This window comes from Kutzneria sp. NPDC051319 (genome assembly GCF_040682195.1).
Taxonomy (GTDB): Bacteria; Actinomycetota; Actinomycetes; order Mycobacteriales; family Pseudonocardiaceae; genus Kutzneria.
Genome location: NZ_JBFBAM010000058.1, coordinates 1283 through 20696, shown reverse-complemented (window position 1 = coordinate 20696; position 19414 = coordinate 1283). Strand labels below are relative to the sequence as shown.

General features: G+C 69.3%; 16 protein-coding genes and 1 pseudogene. 8 read left to right on the top strand and 9 right to left on the bottom strand.

Annotated elements, in window-relative coordinates:
• Nucleotides 1–75 precede the first annotated feature (75 nt).
• The 5 genes from AB0M73_RS36965 to AB0M73_RS36945 all read right to left on the bottom strand — a co-directional run bounded on the left by AB0M73_RS36965 (nucleotide 76) and on the right by AB0M73_RS36945 (nucleotide 7748).
• Nucleotides 76–2364 carry an NEW3 domain-containing protein gene (locus AB0M73_RS36965; RefSeq protein WP_363901172.1) on the bottom strand — a complete coding sequence of 763 codons (2289 nt, stop codon included), beginning with the start codon at nucleotides 2362–2364 and terminating at the stop codon, nucleotides 76–78.
• Nucleotides 2365–2488: 124 nt separating this feature from the next.
• Nucleotides 2489–3232: an acetate uptake transporter gene (locus tag AB0M73_RS36960; RefSeq protein ID WP_363901170.1), complete on the bottom strand. Its 744-nt coding sequence runs from the start codon at nucleotides 3230–3232 to the stop codon at nucleotides 2489–2491.
• Nucleotides 3233–3693: 461 nt separating this feature from the next.
• Complete coding sequence (locus AB0M73_RS36955; protein WP_363901167.1) at nucleotides 3694–4326, bottom strand: helix-turn-helix domain-containing protein; 633 nt, start codon at nucleotides 4324–4326, stop codon at nucleotides 3694–3696.
• A 54-nt stretch (nucleotides 4327–4380) separates the two neighbouring features.
• Nucleotides 4381–6054 carry a CocE/NonD family hydrolase gene (locus AB0M73_RS36950; protein ID WP_363901164.1) on the bottom strand — a complete coding sequence of 558 codons (1674 nt, stop codon included), beginning with the start codon at nucleotides 6052–6054 and terminating at the stop codon, nucleotides 4381–4383.
• Between the two features lie 158 nt (nucleotides 6055–6212).
• A complete protein-coding gene (locus AB0M73_RS36945; RefSeq protein WP_363901161.1) occupies nucleotides 6213–7748 on the bottom strand; it encodes a CocE/NonD family hydrolase in 1536 nt (511 codons plus the stop codon).
• A 159-nt stretch (nucleotides 7749–7907) separates the two neighbouring features.
• Here AB0M73_RS36945 and AB0M73_RS36940 point away from each other — a divergent pair, with 159 nt between their 5' ends.
• Genes AB0M73_RS36940 through AB0M73_RS36930 form a run of 3 tightly spaced genes read left to right on the top strand, consistent with a single transcriptional unit; the run spans nucleotide 7908 to nucleotide 10823 of the window.
• Nucleotides 7908–9374, top strand: coding sequence for an FAD-dependent oxidoreductase (locus AB0M73_RS36940; RefSeq protein ID WP_363901158.1), 1467 nt, complete (start codon nucleotides 7908–7910; stop codon nucleotides 9372–9374).
• A 13-nt stretch (nucleotides 9375–9387) separates the two neighbouring features.
• The gene (locus AB0M73_RS36935; RefSeq protein WP_363901155.1) at nucleotides 9388–10200 is read left to right on the top strand and encodes an SDR family oxidoreductase; all 813 of its coding nucleotides are present in this window, start codon (nucleotides 9388–9390) and stop codon (nucleotides 10198–10200) included.
• A gap of 44 nt (nucleotides 10201–10244) precedes the next feature.
• Entirely contained in the window at nucleotides 10245–10823 is a 579-nt protein-coding gene (locus AB0M73_RS36930; protein ID WP_363901152.1) for a TetR/AcrR family transcriptional regulator C-terminal domain-containing protein, read from the top strand.
• A 4-nt stretch (nucleotides 10824–10827) separates the two neighbouring features.
• Here the strand turns inward: AB0M73_RS36930 and AB0M73_RS36925 are convergent, their stop codons facing one another.
• Complete coding sequence (locus tag AB0M73_RS36925) at nucleotides 10828–11217, bottom strand: hypothetical protein (protein WP_363901149.1); 390 nt, start codon at nucleotides 11215–11217, stop codon at nucleotides 10828–10830.
• 215 nt (nucleotides 11218–11432) lie between these two features.
• Nucleotides 11433–11843 (bottom strand): STAS domain-containing protein, encoded by a 411-nt coding sequence (locus tag AB0M73_RS36920; protein ID WP_363901146.1) that lies wholly within the window; start codon nucleotides 11841–11843, stop codon nucleotides 11433–11435.
• 236 nt (nucleotides 11844–12079) lie between these two features.
• Here AB0M73_RS36920 and AB0M73_RS36915 point away from each other — a divergent pair, with 236 nt between their 5' ends.
• Nucleotides 12080–12526 (top strand): ATP-binding protein, encoded by a 447-nt coding sequence (locus tag AB0M73_RS36915; RefSeq protein ID WP_363901143.1) that lies wholly within the window; start codon nucleotides 12080–12082, stop codon nucleotides 12524–12526.
• A 40-nt stretch (nucleotides 12527–12566) separates the two neighbouring features.
• Here the strand turns inward: AB0M73_RS36915 and AB0M73_RS36910 are convergent, their stop codons facing one another.
• On the bottom strand, nucleotides 12567–13001 hold the full coding sequence (locus AB0M73_RS36910; RefSeq protein WP_363901140.1) for a low affinity iron permease family protein: 435 nt from the start codon (nucleotides 12999–13001) through the stop codon (nucleotides 12567–12569).
• 307 nt (nucleotides 13002–13308) lie between these two features.
• Between AB0M73_RS36910 and ligD the strand changes: the two genes are divergently transcribed.
• Complete coding sequence (gene ligD / locus AB0M73_RS36905; protein WP_363901137.1) at nucleotides 13309–15321, top strand: DNA ligase D; 2013 nt, start codon at nucleotides 13309–13311, stop codon at nucleotides 15319–15321.
• 439 nt (nucleotides 15322–15760) lie between these two features.
• Here ligD and AB0M73_RS36900 read toward each other — a convergent pair whose 3' ends face one another.
• Nucleotides 15761–16447, bottom strand: coding sequence for a TetR/AcrR family transcriptional regulator (locus AB0M73_RS36900; protein WP_363901134.1), 687 nt, complete (start codon nucleotides 16445–16447; stop codon nucleotides 15761–15763).
• Between the two features lie 267 nt (nucleotides 16448–16714).
• Between AB0M73_RS36900 and AB0M73_RS36895 the strand changes: the two are divergent.
• The 3 genes and pseudogenes from AB0M73_RS36895 to AB0M73_RS36885 all read left to right on the top strand — a co-directional run.
• Nucleotides 16715–17401: pseudogene (locus AB0M73_RS36895) on the top strand (SDR family NAD(P)-dependent oxidoreductase); the annotation flags it as partial.
• Nucleotides 17402–17441: 40 nt separating this feature from the next.
• A complete protein-coding gene (locus AB0M73_RS36890; RefSeq protein WP_363901131.1) occupies nucleotides 17442–18404 on the top strand; it encodes an NADP-dependent oxidoreductase in 963 nt (320 codons plus the stop codon).
• 67 nt (nucleotides 18405–18471) lie between these two features.
• Complete coding sequence (locus tag AB0M73_RS36885) at nucleotides 18472–19266, top strand: enoyl-CoA hydratase/isomerase family protein (protein WP_363901128.1); 795 nt, start codon at nucleotides 18472–18474, stop codon at nucleotides 19264–19266.
• The last annotated feature ends 148 nt before the right edge of the window (nucleotides 19267–19414 follow it).

The window sequence follows — 19414 nt, the reverse complement described above, 5'->3', positions numbered from 1 at the left end:
CTGGCCGCGGCCTAGCGCCCCCCGGCCGCCACGTGGGTGGCCCAGGCGGAGTTCTCCGCCTGGGCCAACGACAAGTCACGGGCTCGGCGGGGTGACGGTGAAGCCGTCGAAGTCGGCCTCGCCGGTGTTGCCGGCGCTGTGTGCCGTGCTGAACACCGCGACGTCCTGGGTGGCGGCGACGCCAGGGGGCGACACTGTGGCGATCAACGTCCAGTTGGCGTTGTCGGTGGAGTAGTAACCGCGGTAGCTCGCGCCGGTTCGCACCAGCTTCAGCCACGTCGGATAGGAGGCGCCGCCCGCCCCCTGGCTGGAGTCGAGCTGGCCGTCGCCGTCGGAGTCCCACTGCACGACGTTGCCGTTGCCCGGTGTCACCGCGAGAATGAGGAATCCCTTGGAGTTGCCGGCGGCCGTGACGTCGTCGCGCGCCATGATGCCGGCCTTGGCCCACGGATCGGTCGCCTGTTGCGCCGTGACCTTCACGGTGGCGACCGTGCCGTCGAGCTCCGCGCCCGGACGGTAGACGGCGCTGTACTGGTTGGTGTCGCCGTAGACGTCGGCCCCGTCGTCCCGGATGCCGAGCCGGCCATCGAGTTCGGCGAAGCTTCCGTTGGCGGCGCTGAAGGTCTGGTACGGCGCCGGCACCGGCCGGGCGACGGTGAGCGGATAGGCTGTTGTCGCGGTCAGCGGCCGGACTCCCAGCCAGCGGCCGTGCGCGGCCGCGGTGAGGTCGCCCGTGCCGAACAGGGTCGTGTGTGGTGTCGGCGGCACGATCTGGAAGGTCGCGTGGACGGTCTGTCCGCTCCGGACACTGCCGAACCTGGTCGGTGACGTGGCCTTGACGGTGTAGCCCTGTTGCGCCCGAAGGCTGAGGTCGACGTCGTTCACGGCGAGCGTGCCGTTGTTGGTGAATGTCGCGGTCGCCGTCACCGGCTGGTTGCCCGCCGCGCTGGTGGGCAGGCCGGTCAACTCGATGGAGGTGTTCGGCTCGGCCAGGCCACGGGCCTTGCTCAGCCGGTAGAGCGCCACGCCGTGCGACGGGACGGTCGGGCTGATCGTGCCGGTCGTCTGGGTGACCTGGTGTGTCCACAGGTCGTGGAGGAGGTAGCTGCCGGCCGGCAGACCGAGGGCGGTGGCGGTGGTGGAGATCGGCGCGGGCTTGCCGCCGGTGTTGAAGATGCCGACGGTGACGTCGCCGTTGGCCGCTGTCTTGGCGAAGATCTGTGTCGTCGCGGTCGAGGTCACCCGCGTGGCGTCGATCCCGTCCTGGTCGACCGCGAGCACCTCGGTGTTCTTCAGCAGGGCGAGATCGGCGGGATCCAGGTGGGTCAGGTCGGTGCCGAGAATGAGCGGGGACGCCGCGAGCGCCCACAGGCTCAGCTGTGACCGGCGCTCGTCCGGTGTGAGCCCGGTGTCGGCGCCGTTGCCGACCTCGATCGAGTCGTAGTCGTTGAACCCGCCGGGCCGGCCGTACGGCTGCCAGGCCGCGGCCTGGTCGAACCGGGTCGCGACGCTGCCCCAGGTGGTCAGTGGGTAGGTGGCGGCGTTGGCGCCGCAGTAGCATTCGATGTCGCCGCCGGTCCGCCAACCGTTGGCGTATTCGGCCCAGGTCGCGGCGTTGTTGATGTCCAGGCTGTTGGACAGTTCGAGGTGGATCGGCCGTCCGGTCTGCCGCAGCGCGGTCGACCAGCCCTTGACGTCCGGGATGTCCTGGATGCCGACCCCGTCCAGCTTCAGGTAGTCCACGCCCCACGACGCGAACTGGTTGGCCCACGAATTGAGGAAGGCCTGCGCGCCGGGCTTGCTGTAGTCGATGCCGACCATGCCGCCGCAGTTGTAGTTGCCCTCCGAGAAGCTCGGGTCGGCGATGTCGGCCGCGTGATAGGTGGTGCCCTCGATGGGGGTGTTGGCGGCCACCGCCTGGTTGGAGATGCCCGGCGTGACGTACAGCCCGAACTTCAGGCCGTCGGCGTGCACATGGTCGGCGACGGCCCGGATACCGTTCTTCCCGCCGGCATCGGGGAATTCGGTCGTGTCGATCGTCCACCGGCCGTAGGCGTCGACGGCCGGCCCCTGGCTGCCCGGGCACGGGTACCAGAAGTCGTCGATGTTGACGTAGGAGTAGCCGACGCGCGCCAGGTCGCTGCCGCGCATCGCGTCCGCCTGTGCCTTGATCGTCGCCGCCGTGGGATGCCGGCGAACGAAGCTCCAGCTGCTCCAGCCGAGCGCCGGCGTGGCCCCGATGCCACTTTCCTCGGCGGCGGCCGTCGCCTGGTCCGACACCACCACCGCGGTGATCATCGGCAACACCGCGACGGCGGCGACCAGTCCGTGAACGAGTCTACGGGCGTGCTGGAACCGAAACATCGTACCTCCGAGCAGTCGACCGCCTGGCCAGCAAAACAACGGGAGTCGATGGCGGTCGACCCGCGCACAGTGTGGAGAGATCCGATGTCTAGGTCAAGTCGTGCGGGCCTGTGTTCGGCTGAATTCACAGGGACGGTTCGGCCGCCGGCATGGTCCTTGTCAAGGCGAACAGCGGGAACACCGCCCGGCCCATGGTCTCGTTGGCGAGTTCGGCGAGCACGATGTAGAAGGCGACCGCGGCCAGGACGATCTCCGTGTAGCCGGCGACGTGCAGGCCGGCGGACTGGGGCACGCCGGCGGCGGAGGCGCCGAGGTAGGCCACCAGTAGGGCCACGATCGTGATGTCCAACAGCACGAACGCGGTGACGGTCATGATGTTGGTGCCGAGGCTGACGACGGTGAAGATCAGCGTGACGACGAACCAGGCGATCAGGAAGACGCCGAGTGACTGGGCGACGGTGTGGCCGGCCTGCGCGGCCACGGCTTCTTTGGGGAGCCCGGCGTTGGCCGGCGCGGACATTATCGAGTCGACGATGTGTGGCGCGACGTAGACCTCGATCGCGGAGTAGCCGATCCAGAAGGCGCCGTACGCGGTCAGGAAGGCGGCGGCGAACGACGCGCCCGCGGCCAGCGCGAAAAATCCGGCCAGCAGCTGGACTATGCCGCCGTAGAAGAACGTCCCCGGCAGAATGATCGCGGCCCCGGCCGGGCTGAGCACGCCGATGGTGGCCAGCCCCAGCGCGAGCGAGCACCAGGCGAAGCCGGCCGCCCCGACCGGCAGCGCGTGGCCGATGCGCGAAGCGGTGGCCGTGGTCGATCTGTTTCCGTTGGCAGGGGTCGCGAGCGTGGACGCCGACAGCGCTGTCATGGCAGGGGCCTTTCGGTGGGCGAAATCGGAACAGCTATTCCGGTTGGTTCGAGTGACCGCGGCCGGACCGAACTCGTGGCCGGCTGTTGCCACGTGGGGGGATCGTCGGTCTCGATGGGCGGTGGCGATCCGTGTCCGGATTCGGAGTCAACCCGTCGGCATGGCCGGTTCGCGGCGCCGAGTCGACGAAATTGAGGCCTGGTCGAGTTTTCGCGGTAGAAGGTGTTTCGTACACACGTGCTCGAGCGTCCACGTCGTCGTGGACACCTCGGTTAACCGACCGAACGGACGGTTAATATTCCGATGCGGGTCGGCGTGTGTCAAGAGGTGTCGCGGTCTCGCGACGCGGGCGGTACGCGGCTTTTTGCAAATGGGAATAGCTGTTCCGATTCAGGCCGCACCGGCGGAGCGGCACCGGGCCGACAATCCGTTCGGGCGCGGCCGCGTGCCGCACGACCGGGTCAGCGGCGACGGATCGCGAGCAGATCCGCGTCGGTCAGAGCCGGCGACGGCAGCGGCGTCGGCGCCTCGCGGGACGGGCGCAGCCCGTCCAGGATGAAGCCGAGTGTCCGGCGATAGAACTGCGGCCGTTCGGCGTCGCTGAAGTCCATCGCGGCCTGCGCCGCGTGCGACAGCACCATCATGTCGGTGGCTTGGAAGTCCTTGCGCAGCACGCCGGCTCGCTTGGCCCGACGCACCAGCTTGGTCAGGTGCACACCCATCGTGGTGTGGTTGTGGGCCAGCAGCTCGGCCAGTCGTGTCGGCGGTGTGCCGCGGGCCCAGCCCAGAGACTCGGTGTAGCCGCCGGTGGTCAGCTCGCGTAGCCCTCGGTCATTGGCCAGGTCCATGAGCGACTGTTCGAGGAAGGACACGAAGCCCGCCCACACATCGGTGGCCTTGCTGGCTCTCTCCGCCAGATCCTCCGTGGCGTGGACGCGGTCGGCGTACACGTCGTAGATCAGGTCGTCCTTGTTCGCGAACCGGCGGTACACGGTCCCCACTCCGACGTCCGCGTGCTTCGCGACGTCCGCCAGCGTCGCGCCGAGGCCCTGTGCGGCGAACACCTCCGCGGCGACGGCCAGGACGCGTTCCATGATGTCCTGTCCGTCGCGCCGTGGAGGTTTCCGTTCTGACAACACGGCTTCAGGCTAGCTGATCGGTCCCCAGTCGGCCGAGCTGGTCCGGAACCGATCGGGAGCGGCCAGGGGCAGGTTGAGGGTTGCGTGCTGGATCGTGTAGACACCGTCGGCGAGGCCGGCCAGTTGCCGCGGCGTCGGCGCCATGGCCAGGTGGAAGTTGGCCGGTGGCTGCGTGGTCAGCACGACCTGGATGCGTTGGCCGGCGGTGATCTCGGTGAAGTTGGCGAGCAGGGACAGGTCATAGCGGGTGGACCGGCCGACCGGCACGGCTCGCTGGCTGGCCTGGGTGAACGGATGGCTCGGCTGGATCAGCGTGCCGTCGGCGTACCAGCTCTGGGCGGTGTCGAGCTGCCGCTGGCTGCCGAGCAGGATCCCGTCGGCCTGCTTGACCACGTGGCCGTCGGCGGCGAGCACGTTGAGCGTGGCGGACAGTTCGACCTCGGGGGTGGTCGAGCTCGCGTAGACGGTCAGGTCGGACGGTCCATCCAGCACCATCGAGCGTGTCAGCGGTGCGGTGGTGTAGGTCAGCGAGCTGCCGGGCGCCCAGGCCAGTGTGTCGCCCCCGTCGAAGCGGAAGCTCGACGCGGTCGGCGATGGCGGCCAGGCGGCGGTGTCCACCCATCGGCTGGCGGTGTTCTCGAAGAGGTGCAATGGAGTGCGTGTGTCGGCCATGCCGGTGCGCGCGCCCTTCAGCCAGGTGTCGAACCACTCCAGTCGAATCGACTGGAGCGATGCCTCGTTGACGTGCTCACCGTGCGTCCATGGCCCGACGATCGCCTGGTATCGCCCGGTTGTCGGCTCGCGGGCGGTGACCGGCGCGGTCAGCGGGCGGTGGAAGTAGGCGTTCTGCGAGGCCACGTAGGTGCCGAGGTTGCCGCCGGGGAACAGGTCCTGCCAGCCGGCCTCGGACAGCGCCGGTATGCCGTTGGCGACGATCGTCGGCATGAGCCGCTGCACGTCCAACTGCTGCCAGTAGTCGTTGTCGTACGCGCGAGGGCCGCCGGTGGCCTGCTGCGCGATGGTGACGGACTGCGGGTCGGTCGCCGGATCGTCCTGTGGGCCACGGGGTTCGGCGTGGGCGATGCCGGCGACGAAGGAGGTCGGGATGCCGCCGTCGGCGGTGAGGTCGTTGTAGAAGTCGGAGTCGGTGCAGAACGGGGCGATCGTCTTGAGCGCGGAGTGCCGGCCGACGGCCGCGGCGGTGAACCACTGGTCGACGCCAAGGTACGAGCAGCCGTCCAGGCCGACCAAGCCGTCCGAGCCGGGCAGTGCGCGCGCGGCCCAGTCGACCAGTTCCGCGCCGTCGCGGCCCTGTCGGTCGCCGAACCAGTCGACCTGGCCGCCCGAGGTTCCGGTGCCGCGGATGGCCGAGGCGACGTAGATGTAGCCCCGTTGGACGAAGTACTTTCCGCCGGACGTCGGATCGGAACGGCCTGCACCGTATGGATTCTGGGTGAGCAGCACGGGAAAGTTGCCGGCGGCCCTGGCCCCGGAGGCGGGATCGGTCGGGTACACCACCTCGGTGGAGATCATGACGCCGTCGTCCATGCGCACGGATGTGAACACCGGGGCACTCACGCCGAAGGTGGCCGGCTCGGGCTGCCAGCCGGCCGGCGCCGCGCTCGCCGCGGGCGCGACACCGGCGATGAGCAGGGCGACCAGGCCCAAAGTCGTTGCTCTCATGGGTTTCTCCGTCGATTTTCGGCGGCGCGACAGGGGTTCCGCGCCGGTGTGCGAACGCACGCTAGCGACCGCCTCCTGAGTATTCGCTCAGGTTCCGGCGCTTCCGGGCGTTGACCGGAAGACCTGTTCCGCCTAGCTTCACAACTGAAGCGGAACAGCTATTCTGGTGACGGCGTGACAGCCACCGGCACCGTCAGGGCGGAGCCGGCGCAGTCGATGGTGTACCGGATCTCCTTGGTGTTGCGGGCATAGCGCGGGTAGGCCCCGCCGGACACCTGCAGCCGCAGGCGATGTCCGGCACGGAACCGGTGCGCGCAGGAGCCGAGCTCGAACTCCGTGGCCGAGCCGAACGATTCGGTGACGTTCCAGGATCGGCCGCGGCGGTCCACGTCGCACAGGCGGACGAAGACGGGGGCGCCGTCGACCGCCAGCCGAAGGCGCGGCGGGCCGAGGACCTCAAGATCGTGTTCGAGCGGATCGGAGGTGAAGACGACAACGTCGTCCCGCGCTTCGAGCCGGCGGTTGTCCTTGCGGCCGGCGCCGGTCGACATGTGCCGACCGCCGACGGCGGGCGTCGGATCCACGGGGTCGTAGCTGAACTCGACGATTCCACCGCCCGTGGCCGAGTCGGTCAGACGGGCCGAGGCGTCGAGCGCGAGGACGAGGTCACGGGTCACCGGTGGCCACCAGGGCATGGACCGCCACTGCCCGGCGCCGGTCACGTGGATGCGGACGGGCGCCTCGCGGGCCGGGCCAATGCCGGCCAGGTGCTGGTCGAACCACGCCAGGGCCTCGGTGTCGGCGACCTTGGACGCCTTGGCGGCCGTGTCGAGATGGGTCCACGGGCCCACCGTCAACGCCACCTTGGACAGGCTGCGGTACTGCTCAAGGGTCTGATCGATGAAGACGTCGTGCCAGCCGCCGATGAGCAGCACGGGCACCTTGCCGTCGCGCAACGCGGAACCGGCGTTGTACGGCTGCCAGTACGGATCATCGAGGTTGTCATGGTCGAGCCAGTCGGCGAACCAGGGAGCATCGCCGGTGCCGAGCGCGGCGGCAGCTGCCTTGGCGGGGGTCGACTCCCGTAGCGCCGCCGCGACGCGCCGCCGTGCGGCCATCATCGCGACCGGCCCCGGCGCCTCGATCGCCGCGCTCCAGCCGAGAAAGTCGGCCAGCGCGAGGCCGCCGCTGCCGTGGATGGCCCGACTGAAGTCGTGCGGGCCGACGATCACGACGGCCGCCCGCAGTTCCGCCGGCGGATCCTGGAGCAACGCCCACTGCGTCCAGCCGAGGTAGGACCCGCCCAGTGTGGCCAGCGTGCCGGTGAACCACGATTGGGTCCGCAGCCACGCGACGGCGTCCTGGGCGTCGGCCGTCTCCTGCGCGATGGGCCGGAACGGGCCGGTCGAGCCGCCGGTGCCGCGCACGCTCTGGATGACCACGTGATACCCGCGCTCGGCGAGCATTCGACCGTGCAGCAGGCTTTCCGGCAGGCCACGGCCGTAGGGACTCCTGATCAGCACGGTGCCGTTGGCCGGGCCGACCGGCGCGTAGTGATCGGTGACCAGTTGTGCGCCGTCGCGGACGGGCACGAGCAGCCCGCGCTCGACCGTGTATGCGTTTCGCCGAGGTGGAAGGCCGAAGGCCCGCCGATGGATGCCGCCGACAATACGAGTGCCCAGGCTGTCGAGCATGCCTCACCTCCATCGGAATAGCTATTCCGCAGGATAGCACCGGCGGACCGGACAACCTGGCCTACCCACGGCCTGGCGACCACTCCTTGACTTTTGGTCGCTGACCAATTTTACTGAGGAAGTTGGTCGGTGACCAAAACTGGAGGGAGGTGGCGTCGGATGGCTGACGTCACGATTGTCGGAGCGGGCCCGGTGGGCCTGTGGACGGCCGGCGAGCTGGCCCGGCGCGGTGTCGACGTGGTGGTGTTGGAGCGGTTGGGCCGGCCGTCGCCGTACTCGAAGGCACTTGTCGTGCACCCGCGCACGCTGGAGGTGCTCGGCCAGCGGGGCCTGGCCGAGGACCCGCTCGACCGGGGCATCCGGCTCCCGGACGGGCATTTCGCGATCCTGGAGCAGCGGCTGGACTACGGCGTGCTGGACACGCCCTACCCGTTCCTGTTGCTGTTTCCCCAGCACGACACCGAGGTGGTGCTGGAACGCGCCGCGCGTGAGCTGGGCGTGGACATCCGCCGCGGGCACGAGGCGCTGGCGGTGCATGACAAGGGCGATGTCGTAGTCACGACGGTGCGCTCGGGCGAGACGACCTATTCGATCGAGTCCGCGTATCTGGTCGGCGCCGACGGCGCGCGCAGCGTCGTGCGGGACGCGGCCGGCATCGAGTTCGAGGGCACGAACACCAGGATCTGGGGGCTGCTGGGCGACATCGTGCTGGACAACCCGCCGGAGTCGCGGTCGTTCAGCCCGTCCAACGAGCACGGCAGCCTGCTGGTCGTGCCGTTGCCGCAGCCGCACGCGTACCGGATCGTCGGCAACTCGTCGGCGATCCCGGACAACAACGAGCTGACGTTCGAACAGCTGCGGGCCGCGACCGTCGCCGTCGCCGGCACGGACTTCGGCATGCGGGACCCGATCTGGCTGTCGCGCTACGGCGACGCGGCGAAGATCGCGTCGACGTACCGGGCCGGGCGGATCCTGATCGCGGGCGACGCGGCGCACATCCATCTGCCGGCCGGCGGCGTCGGCATGAACACGGGCATCCAGGACGCGGCCGGTCTGGGCTGGCGGCTGGCCGACGTCGTGCACGGCCTGGCGCCCGACTCGGTGCTGGACTCCTATGCCGCCGAACGCCGCCAGGTCGGCCTGGACCTGCTGCTGTCCACCCGTGCGCAGGCGGTCCTGCGCTCGACTGAGGGCGACGGCCTGTCGCTGCGGGCGTTGATGTCGGAATTCATCGCCACCGTGCCGGAGTTCTCCAAGGCCCTCGCGGAGCGCATGTCCGGCCTGTACGTGAAATACCACCTGCCCGGCCATCCGCTCGCGGGGTCCCGCGCCCCGGATCTGCCCCTTGCCGGCGCCAGGGCCTCGCTGTTCGCGGTACTGCACGATGCGCAGCCGGTGGTCGTCGCGGCTCCCGGGCTCGTGGACGCCGCCACCGCGGCGGAGCTGCGCCAACGCGCGATGTCGGCGCAGCCACTGGCTCACCAGGAGCGCGCCGGATGGGCGGGCGTGACGGCGGCGCTGATTCGCCCCGACGGACACGTCGCCTGGGCGACGGAGGCCGGCGAGGGCCAGGCACGTGACCAGCTCATCGAGGCCGCCGACCAGCTGCGGCCGGGAAACAAGTGACGGGAGACAGGAAATGTCTGTGAAAACATGGTTCATCACCGGCGCGTCCCGGGGCTTCGGTCGCGAGTGGACGGAGGCCGCGTTGGAGCGCGGCGACCGGGTCGCCGCGACGAGCCGGTCGGCGGCTGCCTTCGACGACCTGGTCCGCGACTACGGTGACGCGATCCTGCCGATCGAGTTGGAGGTCACCGACCGCGAGGCCGTGATCAAGGCCGTGCAGCGGGCGGTCGATCACTTCGGCGTGCTCGACGTGGTGGTCAACAACGCCGGCTATGGCCTGTTCGGGATGGTCGAGGAGGTCACCGAGCAGCAGGCCCGGGACCAGGTCGAGGTCAACCTGTTCGGCTCGCTGTGGGTGACTCAGGCCGCGCTGCCGCACCTGCGGGCGCAGGGCGGTGGCCACATCATCCAGGTGTCCTCCATCGCCGGCGTGTTCTCGCTGCCCGGGCTCGGTGTCTACCACGCGTCCAAGTTCGGCCTGGAGGGCTTTACCGCCAGCCTGGCGGCCGAGGTGAAGGGCTTCGGCGTCAAGGTGACCATGGTCGAGCCGGCCGGTTACGCCACTGACTGGGCCGGGCCGTCCGCGGTGCAGGCCGAACATCTGTCGGCCTATGACGACTTCCGCGCCGGCATGGCCCGTCCGGCCGGCCGTCGCGGCGACCCGCGCGCGACCAGGGAAGCGATCCTCACTGTCGTCGACGCGGACGAGCCGCCGCTGCGGGTCTTCTTCGGGCAGGGGCCGCTGGAGGTGATCACCCGGGAGTACGAGGCCCGGCTGGACGAGTGGCGGCGCTGGGATGACGTGTCCCGCGCGGCGTTCGGCTGAGTTGTACGATGACCAAATCTTGACGGTGCGAAAGGGAGCCCCGAGTGCGCTGGACCCAGGACGACGTGACCGCCGCCGCGTTCGCGACGCTGGAGCAGGAGGGGCTGGAGGGTCTCTCGCTGCGCGGGGTCGCCCGGGTGCTCGGGGCCCATCTGAACTCGGTCAGCTGGTACGTCAAGACCAAGGCCAGCCTGATCGAGAAGATGGCCGACGCGATCGTCGGCTCGGTCGCACTGGACGACCTGCCGGGCGATCCGGTCGAGCGGGTGCGCACGATGATCGGCCGCTACCGCCGGGCCATGCTCGGCCATCGGGACGGCGGCCGGCTCGTCGCCGGCACCTACACCAGCACCGATCGGACGCTGCGCGTCGCCGAGGTCATCATCGGTGGTCTGCTGGAGGCCGGCTATTCAGACGAGGACGCCGCACGGCTGTGCTGGGCGTTGGTCTACTTCACCCTCGGTCTGACGCAGGAGCAGCAGACCACGCCGCCGGCCGACTACGTCGCGCCGGCACTGGCGGCCTATCCGGCGTTGGCGAAGATCGGCGAGTCGTTGCTGTCCGACGATTCCTTCGACGCGCGCTTCGACTTCGGCGTCGCCCGCCTGCTGCGTCTCACGTAGCAACTCAAAGGTCGGTGGGGTAGCGCACGCCGGTCAGGCCGGGCACGACGACCTTGGTCGGATCCCAGCAGGTGTTGGACAGCGCGTCGACGGCGAGGTCGATCACGGCGCCGGAGAGCAGCTGGCGTGGGTCTTCCAGCACCAGGCGCAGGCGGGTGACCAGGGCGCGCATGTCGTCGGCGGAGTGCACGACGGGCATCTCCCCGACGTCGGCGCCCCCGGGGTCGCTGACGTCCGGGAACTGCACGTCGGCGGGGGAGTAGCCGGGATAGCCGGCGAACATCAGCGCCCCGAGTTCGACTGTGGCCCGGTCGAGCACCAGATGGCCCGCAACTCCAGCACTGACGTCACCCAGGGGGCAGGCGATGCCCAGCACGCCAAGGACAGCGAGCACGACACCAGACAGCCCAGGGCAAGCCATCGCCGCCGCGGCACCGACGTTTGTGGGGTCTGCTGGTGTTGCTCGGCGGCTCGTCGACGTCCAAGGACGTCGAGTTGCTGGTGCTCCCGCCACGAGGTGGCCGTGCTGCGCCGAGGCAACCCGAAACCTCGGCTGGACTGGGCCGACCGCGCCGTGTTCGCCGCGTGTGATGGCTGAGGACTTGTCGATCAGGCCGCGCCGGTCAACGCGGCCTGCACCGTCGGCACGACCGTCAGCAACTCGGTGAGACCGGTGATCTGCATCGGCCGCAACACCGCGCGATCGGTGGCCACCACGATGAGACGGCTGCCGCGCTCGGCGCACCGCTCATGGTGTTCGACCAGCAGTGACAGGCCCATCGAGGCCAGGAACACCACGCCGGACAGGTCCAGCACGACCGGTGCCGGCGGCGCCACCTGTGACTCGGCGGCCTGCAGTCGCAGGTCCAGCAGCTCCCGGGTGGCCATGTCCACCTCGCCGACAGCGCGGACCACCACCGCGCCGTCCACGATCTCCTCGCGCATCTGCAACGCCTCGTTGGGGTCGGGGGGCAGCCCGGCAAGGGGATCACCGGCGCGCTCGTCGTCAAGATCGGTCATCGGCGTGGTCCTCCTTCCTACTGCCACCACGCGACCAGGGCAGGCACGGGTGCTCGTACAGACAGTAGCTCTCGAAGTGATCGATTGGCGGTGTGCTTCACCCCACCGCGTTCGATCACGCCCGCCACCAGCTCCGGTGTGGTCCGGATGGGCTCAACCGGGTGCGCCGGTGTAGGTCACGATCAGGTGGGCACTCTGCGACCAGAGCGAGATTTACCAGGTGGAGGTGGTAGACGGTGACCGTCGAGGATCCCGGCTCGGCGTCAACCGGGCCCACCGGTCCGGGCCTGCACCTGCACGCCGTGCCTGCGGTCCCCGAGCAAGCCGGCGCCGTCCGAGCGGCGGTGCTGCGCTGGGCACGGGCGGTGTGCCGGTCACGTGAGGTGGTCGACGACATCGGATTGGCGGTGTACGAGGCGCTGGCCAACGTCATCGACCACGCCTACCCCGCCGCCGCCACCCATCCGGTGTTCGACCTGCACGCGCAGCGGGAGGCGGACATGCTGACCGTCGTCGTCGCTGACCACGGACGGTGGAAGCCCCGCCGTTCGGATGCGGCCCCGTCGTGGCGGGGCCGAGGCTTGCTGTTGATCGAGAAATTGGCCGCCGAGTTCGAGCTGTGCCCGAACGCGTCGGGCACGCTGGTGCGCATCCGGTGGCCGTGCCCGGTGCGCGCCGACTGAGCGGTGCGGACGGGTCCGGTCTCGCCGAAGGCACCCGGCTCTAGGATCCTTCGCGGTCTTCCAGGCCGACCGCGGCGCGCAGTTCTTGGGAGTCGCGGTGCAGGTCGGCGTTGTCCTGGCCGGCGACGTGGCCCATGAGGGTGGCCAGGCCCTCGGCGATCGCGTTGAGCTTGTGCTGCACCGCGTCGTCGGCGCGTTTCTGGGTGTTCTGCAACAGCGCCACGAGCAGGAACGTCACGATGGTGGTGATGGTGTTGATGATCAGCTGCCAGGTGTCGATGCTGCCGAACAGGAAGAACGACGGCGCCCAGACCACGACCAGCACCACGCAGAACGCGAAGAACCAGGCGCGGGAGGCGAAGTGGTCGGCGTGGGTGGCGAACTTGTCGAAGGCCGAGAGCCGTCCGGTGATGTCGGTGGGCATGGTGGCCGGGTCGTGCAGGCTGGGTGAGTCCTGCTTGGCGGTGCTGGTCATCGTGACCTCCGGGGCCGGCGTTGGGCTGACCTGGCGAATACCCCCGATCGGGTGACTCGAAACGATCTTGCTGGCGGGGGTGGACGCCGACGCGAATGGGTTCCAGCAGGAGCACGCGGGCCAGGCGGGCTCACCGGCCTGGACCAGAAGCTGGTCATCTTCGCCACCGTGGACGACGCGGTGATCCGCTCACACCACCTACCTCCTACCAGGCATTATCCGGCAGAACTACGCCATCCGGGCTACGGTCGCGCTGGCGAGAGTCGACCGGCGCGCCTGGTGTCGCCCCGGGACGAAAGGGGCCGGCATGGTGCGCAGCACGAGGACGGGCCCGGCGTCGGCGCCGGAGTGGATCCCGCCGATGCTGGCCAAGCCCGACGGCGGCCACTTGCCCACCGGGCCTGGCTGGGCCTACGAGTACAAGCTGGACGGCTACCGCGCCGCGATGCGCGTCGCAACCGACGGCATGACCGTGTTGACCAGCCGTAACGGCATCGACTTCACACCGGAGTTCGCCGCGCTGGCCGGTGTGCTCGGCCCGGCCCTGGGCGGGCGGGAGGCGGTGCTGGACGGGGAGATCGTCGTCTACAACCCGGACGGACAGGTCGACTTCGGGCTGCTGCAAGAGCGTCGCGGCCGCTACCGCCGCTACCGCGGCGCCGGACCGTTCCAGGACCCGGTGGCCGTGCGGTTCCTGGCGTTCGACCTGTTGCGGCTGGGCGAGCAGGTGCTGCTGGGCGAGCCGTATGACCGGCGCCGAGAGGCGCTGACCGGCATCGCGATGCCTGACCCCTACCTGGTGTCGGTGGTGCCCGCGTTCACCGCCGACGATTTGGCTGCCGACCGGCTCACTGCGCAGCGGTTGCTGGAGCGCATCGCGGGCGACGGGCACGAGGGCCTGGTTGCCAAGGCCCGGACGGCACCGTACTCGCCGGGCAAACGCACCGACGCCTGGCTGAAGCACCCGTTGATCCAGACCCAGGAAGTCGTGGTCTGCGGCTGGCGGCCGGGCCAGAACCGCCTCGCCGGCTCCCTGGGCGGTCTGCTGCTGGGCGCACACGACCCGATCACGGCTGACCTCGTCTACATCGGCGACGTCGGCACCGGCTTCAGCGAAACTGACCGCCGCGGTCTGCTGGCGCGGTTGCAGCCGCTGCGGCGCGACAAGCACCCGTTCGCCTCGAGTCCGCCGCGCGCGGACGTGGTGCGTGCGCAGTGGGTCGAGCCCATCCTGGTCGGCGAGGTCCGGTTCCGGCAGTTCACCCGCGGCGCCGGCCGGTTGCGGCACACCAGCTGGCGTGGCCTGCGCGACGACCGCGCCCCGGACGAGGTCATCGTCCCGGAACCCGGCCGTCGAACGTCCTCAGCTGCTGCCGCGCCGTCGCCGACAGCGCCACGGTCGGCGGCCCGCGGCAACACGGTCGCCGTGCAGGTCGAGAACCGCCGTGTGACGTTGTCCAACCTGGACAAGCAGCTGTACCCAGACGGCTACAGCAAAGCGCAGGTCATCCAGTACTACACGCTCATCGCCCCGGTCCTGCTACCGCACCTGTCCGGACGGCCGGTGACGTTCATTCGTTTTCCCGACGGGGTCGGTGGACAACACTTTTTCGCCAAGAACATCGCCGAGGGCGCACCGGACTGGGTCCGCACCGCCAGGCTGCCCCACAGCGGCTCCCGCGGCCGCGAGGGGGTCATCGAGTATCCGCTGATCGACGATCTGCCGTCGCTGGTGTGGGCGGCGAACCTCGCCGCGCTGGAACTACACGTTCCACAGTGGACCCTGGGCCCAGGTTCGACGCGGCGGCCGCCGGACCGGTTGGTGTTCGACCTCGATCCCGGGCCGGGCGCCACCATTGTGGAGTGCGCGCGGGTGGCGGAGCGGCTACGGGAGATCCTGGTCGGCGACGGGCTGACGCCGGTGAGCAAAACCAGTGGCTCGAAGGGAATGCAGGTCTGCTGCGGTATCCGGACCCGCACCCCGGAGCGGCCCTCGCAGTACGCCAAGGCACTCGCTGAGCTGTTGGCCGCGCAGACTCCGGGCTTGGTGACGGCGAAAATGGCCAAGGCGCTGCGGCCGGGGAAAGTCTTCATCGACTGGTCGCAGAACAACCCGGCCAAGACCACCGTCGCGCCGTACTCGCTGCGCGGCCGGGACCGGCCGACGGTGTCCACGCCGATCACCTGGGACGAGGTGACGGCATGCCGACGCCCGCAGGATCTGGTGTTCACGGCCGAGGAAGTGCTCGACCGTGTCGAGAAGATGGGGGACGTGTTCGCTGACCTCGCCACTACCCGGGTCGCGCTGCCGCGCCGGTAGTCCTCAGGTCCGCGCGTTGTCCAGCCTGCGGGTGCTGCAGACGCTACTCGGCGACGACGTCGCGAAACCCCTTCACCCCGAACGGTGGACAGGGGCTTACACAGTTCACGCAGCCGCTGGCAGTGACTTCTCGTAGACGTCTGGACTGAGCATCCCGATCGAGGAGCGCCGCCGCACACTGTTGTCGAAACGCACCCGCACTTGTCAACCGCAGCAACGATTCCGCCTTCGTGGCGTACACGTGCCGGTAGTACTCCTCGTGTTTGAACGTCGACCAGAACGACTCCGCAGGGCTGTTGTCCCAGACGCATCGGGTCGCGGGTGCCCACCCAGGTGTCGTCACACGAATCAGTGGTTATGCCGTACCAGGGCAACGTCGGGCACGTTCGGGTCGCACGATGGACTTAAGGCAGGTGCCCCGACGTGGTCCATGGGACTGCTACTGGTCGGGGTCTGGGAAGACCACGCCGGACAGGCCGGCCTCGATGGCAGGTGGCAACGCGGAGGGTTCCACCGCAGCGGTGTGAAACGATTCGAGCAGAAAGGCGACAAGTCGCTTCGACGCGGCAGCCGCGGCCTCTTTCGCGTGGGCAACAGCGCCGCTGTTAGCCATTAAGACGAGGACGAGGTCCTCGAATGTGAAATCGGTTCGCAGTTGACCAGATGCCTTCGCACGCTCGATCAGCTCCTCGAAGCCGCGCATCCCCTCTTGCAGTTTCTGCTCGATCATCGATGCCGTCGGCAGGTCGCGGACGAACGCGGCACTGAACCCGTGGTCCGCTGCCTGCATGGCCGCCAGGCCCTCCACTCCTGAGCGCAGCCCTTGCCACGGGTCGGGATTCGCCACGGCCGCCTCGACGATCGCCGCACACTGGGCAAACTGCTCGGCGAAGACCTCGGCGAGCAGGTCCTGCCTGGTCGGGAAGCGGCGGTACAGGGTTGCCATCCCGACATCGGCACGGCGGGCGATGACTTTCATGGGGACGTCGAGGCCATGCGACGAGAACAGTTCTCGCGAAGCGTCGATGATCCGCTGGCGGTTGTGGCGAGCGTCCGCGCGCAGTGCTGCCGCGTCGGTGTCCGAGCTGTGCGCCCCATCCCGGAACTGAGAATCTTCTACCCTCATTTTTTCTCACTTCTCCCTAAGCGGTCACTGGAGTCCACTTGCGGGCCTACTATAGCTACATCAACGTGAACTTAGCTGGTTCGGCACTCGACTAAGTGATACCGAGGAGTCGCCTCCGGGTAGCGAAGCGCGTAGTCGTGCAATCGAAATGAGGAGTTCCATGTCCACCGCAGTGATCATCGGTGCCGGTCCCGGTCTGGGGTTGTCGGTGGCCCGGCGCTTCGGACGCGAAGGTCACCGCGTCGCGCTGCTGTCTCGTCGCCGGAGCGTCACGCCGCCTATCTGGAGGACCTCGCCGCTTCCGGTGTCGAGGCGGCCTCCTTCCGCGCCGACGTCCGCGACCCGGAGGCTCTCGGTAAGGCGCTCGACGAGGTGGTCGAGAAGTTCGGTGAGATCGATGTCGTCTACTACGGCCCGTCGCCGCACAACGTCGCCGAGGCTCAGCCGTCCATTGAGGACGTCACTGGCGCCGACGTCGGTGCGGCGATGAGCGCGGTCTACCCGGCGATGGACGTCGTGGCGAAGGTGTTGCCGTCCATGCTGCGACGGAAGACCGGCACTTTCCTGTTCACCAGCGCTATCAGCGCCGCCCTTCCTGTCCCAGCGCTGGGTGCGATGACCGTGCCGGCCGCGGCGGCATGCAGTTACGCCGTGACGCTCAACGCCGCGCTCGCTGAGCGGGGCGTCTACGTCGGCGTGCTGGTGATCGGCGGGCTGATCGAGAACAGCGACATCCACGCCGCGATGTCTTCCGGGCCGGAGGCGTCCGGCGGCGATTTCGCGCTTGATCCCGACCGCATCGCCGACATCGCCTGGGACCTCGCGAAGAAGCGCAAGGCCGCCGAGGTGATCGTCACCCCTGGCCGCAAGGGGCTCGGGCTCAAGGCACTCCTGGTCGGTCGGCTCCTGCGCGTCCCCACGCGCAGCGCAGGCGCACGCCGTCGGCGGGCGTGACCGATCGATCCCTTCTACCACGCAAGCAAAGGACGAAGTCATGAAGGCTGTTGGTTTTCACACTCCCGGCGGGCCCGAAGTCCTCACGGTGCTGGACCTGCCCGAGCCGCACGCGGGCCCTGGAGAGGTCCGCATCCGCGTCCGAGGAGCGGCGATCAACCCCGCGGACGTCCTGATCCGCCTCGGTGACGTCGACCTCGGCGGTTCCCCGGCCCCGTACGTTCCAGGACTGGAGGTCGCCGGAGTCGTCGATCAGGTAGGCGCGGGCGCCGAGTCCAGTTTCCGGGTCGGGGACGACGTGATGTCCCTTGTCGTGCCGACCCGCCCGCAGGGCGGCGGCTACGCGGAGTTCGTGGTCGTGCCAAAGGAATGGGCGGTGCCCGCGCCGTCCACTGTGTCCCTTGCCGAGGCGTCCACCGTCCCGATGAACGGACTCACCGCGATCTGGGGCATCCACGTCATGGGCTTGAAGGAGGGGTCGACCGCAGCGGTCACCGGCTCGGCCGGAGCGTTCGGCGGCTACTTCATCGAACTGAGCAAACTCGCCGGAGTTCGCGTCATCGCCGACTCCAGCGAGGCCGACGAGGAACTCATTCGCAGCCTCGGCGCCGACCTGATCGCTCGGCGCGGACCCGGCTACGTCGCCGACGTGCTGCGCCAACTGCCCCAGGGCGTGGACGCCCTCGCCGACAGTGCTCTCCTCGGAGCCGCCGCGCTCGACGTCATCGCCGACAACGGCGTCTACTCCAGCTTGCGCGCCATCGGTGAGCGCGGCACCGAGACGCTGCCGGACCCGGCGCCACGCGGTATCTCCTACCGCCACTTCCAGTTCTACGAGAACCCCGACATCCCCGGCAGCCTGCTCAAGCTGGCCAGCGCGGTCCAGGCAGGACAGCTCACCCCTCGGGTCGCCGAGGTCATCGGGCCGGACGAGGTCGCCCGAGCCCACGCAGCGCTGGAAGCGGGCGGGGTTCGCGGCCGGTTCGTCCTGGACTTCGCCTGACCGCCGGTGCCGGCGCCACGCCACCACATCACGACCACACCGCACCGCACAAAGGATCAAGGATCACATGTCGAAACTGACCCGCTTCGAGGACTACAAGGACCGCTACGAGAACGTGCGGTTCGAACGCGCCGACAGCGGCGTGGTCACCATGACGCTGCACACCAACGGCGACAGCATCGTGTGGGCGCCCGGCACCGCCCACGACGAGATCGCGTTCGCGTTCTCCGACGTCGCGGGCGACCCCGAGGCCGAATTGCTCATCCTGACCGGCGCCGGCGACAACTTCATCGTCGACTACTCCTACGGCGAGTCGGGCGAACCGGTGCCGCCGCAGTACATGGAGCGGCTCGGGTGGTCGGGCTACCAGCTCATCACGAACTTCCTCGACATCCAGGTCCCCTGCATCGCCGCGATCAACGGTCCGACCGAGCTGCACTCCGAGCTCGCGCTGATGTGCGACGTCGTGATCGCCTCCGAGGACGCGACGATCATGGACCGCGCCCACTTCGCCCAGGGCGTCGTTCCCGGTGACGGTATCCACGTCGTGTGGCCCCTGGTCGTCGGGCAGAACCGCGCCCGCTACTTCCTCACCACCGACCTCAAGCTCTCCGCGCAGGAGGCCAAGGAATGGGGCGCCGTGAACGAGGTCGTCCCGAAGGACCAGGTCCTCAACCGCGCCCACGAGATCGCGGAGAAGCTCTTGGTCAAGCCGACCACGACCCGCCGCTTCACCCGACACCTGCTGACCCAGCCGTTCCGCAAGGCCGCCGCCGCCGAGCTCAACCACGGGCTGCTGCTGGAGGGCTACGGCATGCAGATCTTCACCCCGACCGGGGACCAGCCGCTCTACAAGGGCTGATCGCATCTAGCCGCCGAAGTCAGACCTCCGCGTGGTGGCGCGCCGCGCCCGGGCGGGGCGGGGCCCCCCCCCCCCCAGAACCCGCGCCCCCGGGCGACCAGAGAGGTCCCCCACGTGAGTGGGGCACGCGCCCCCCCCCCCCCCGAAC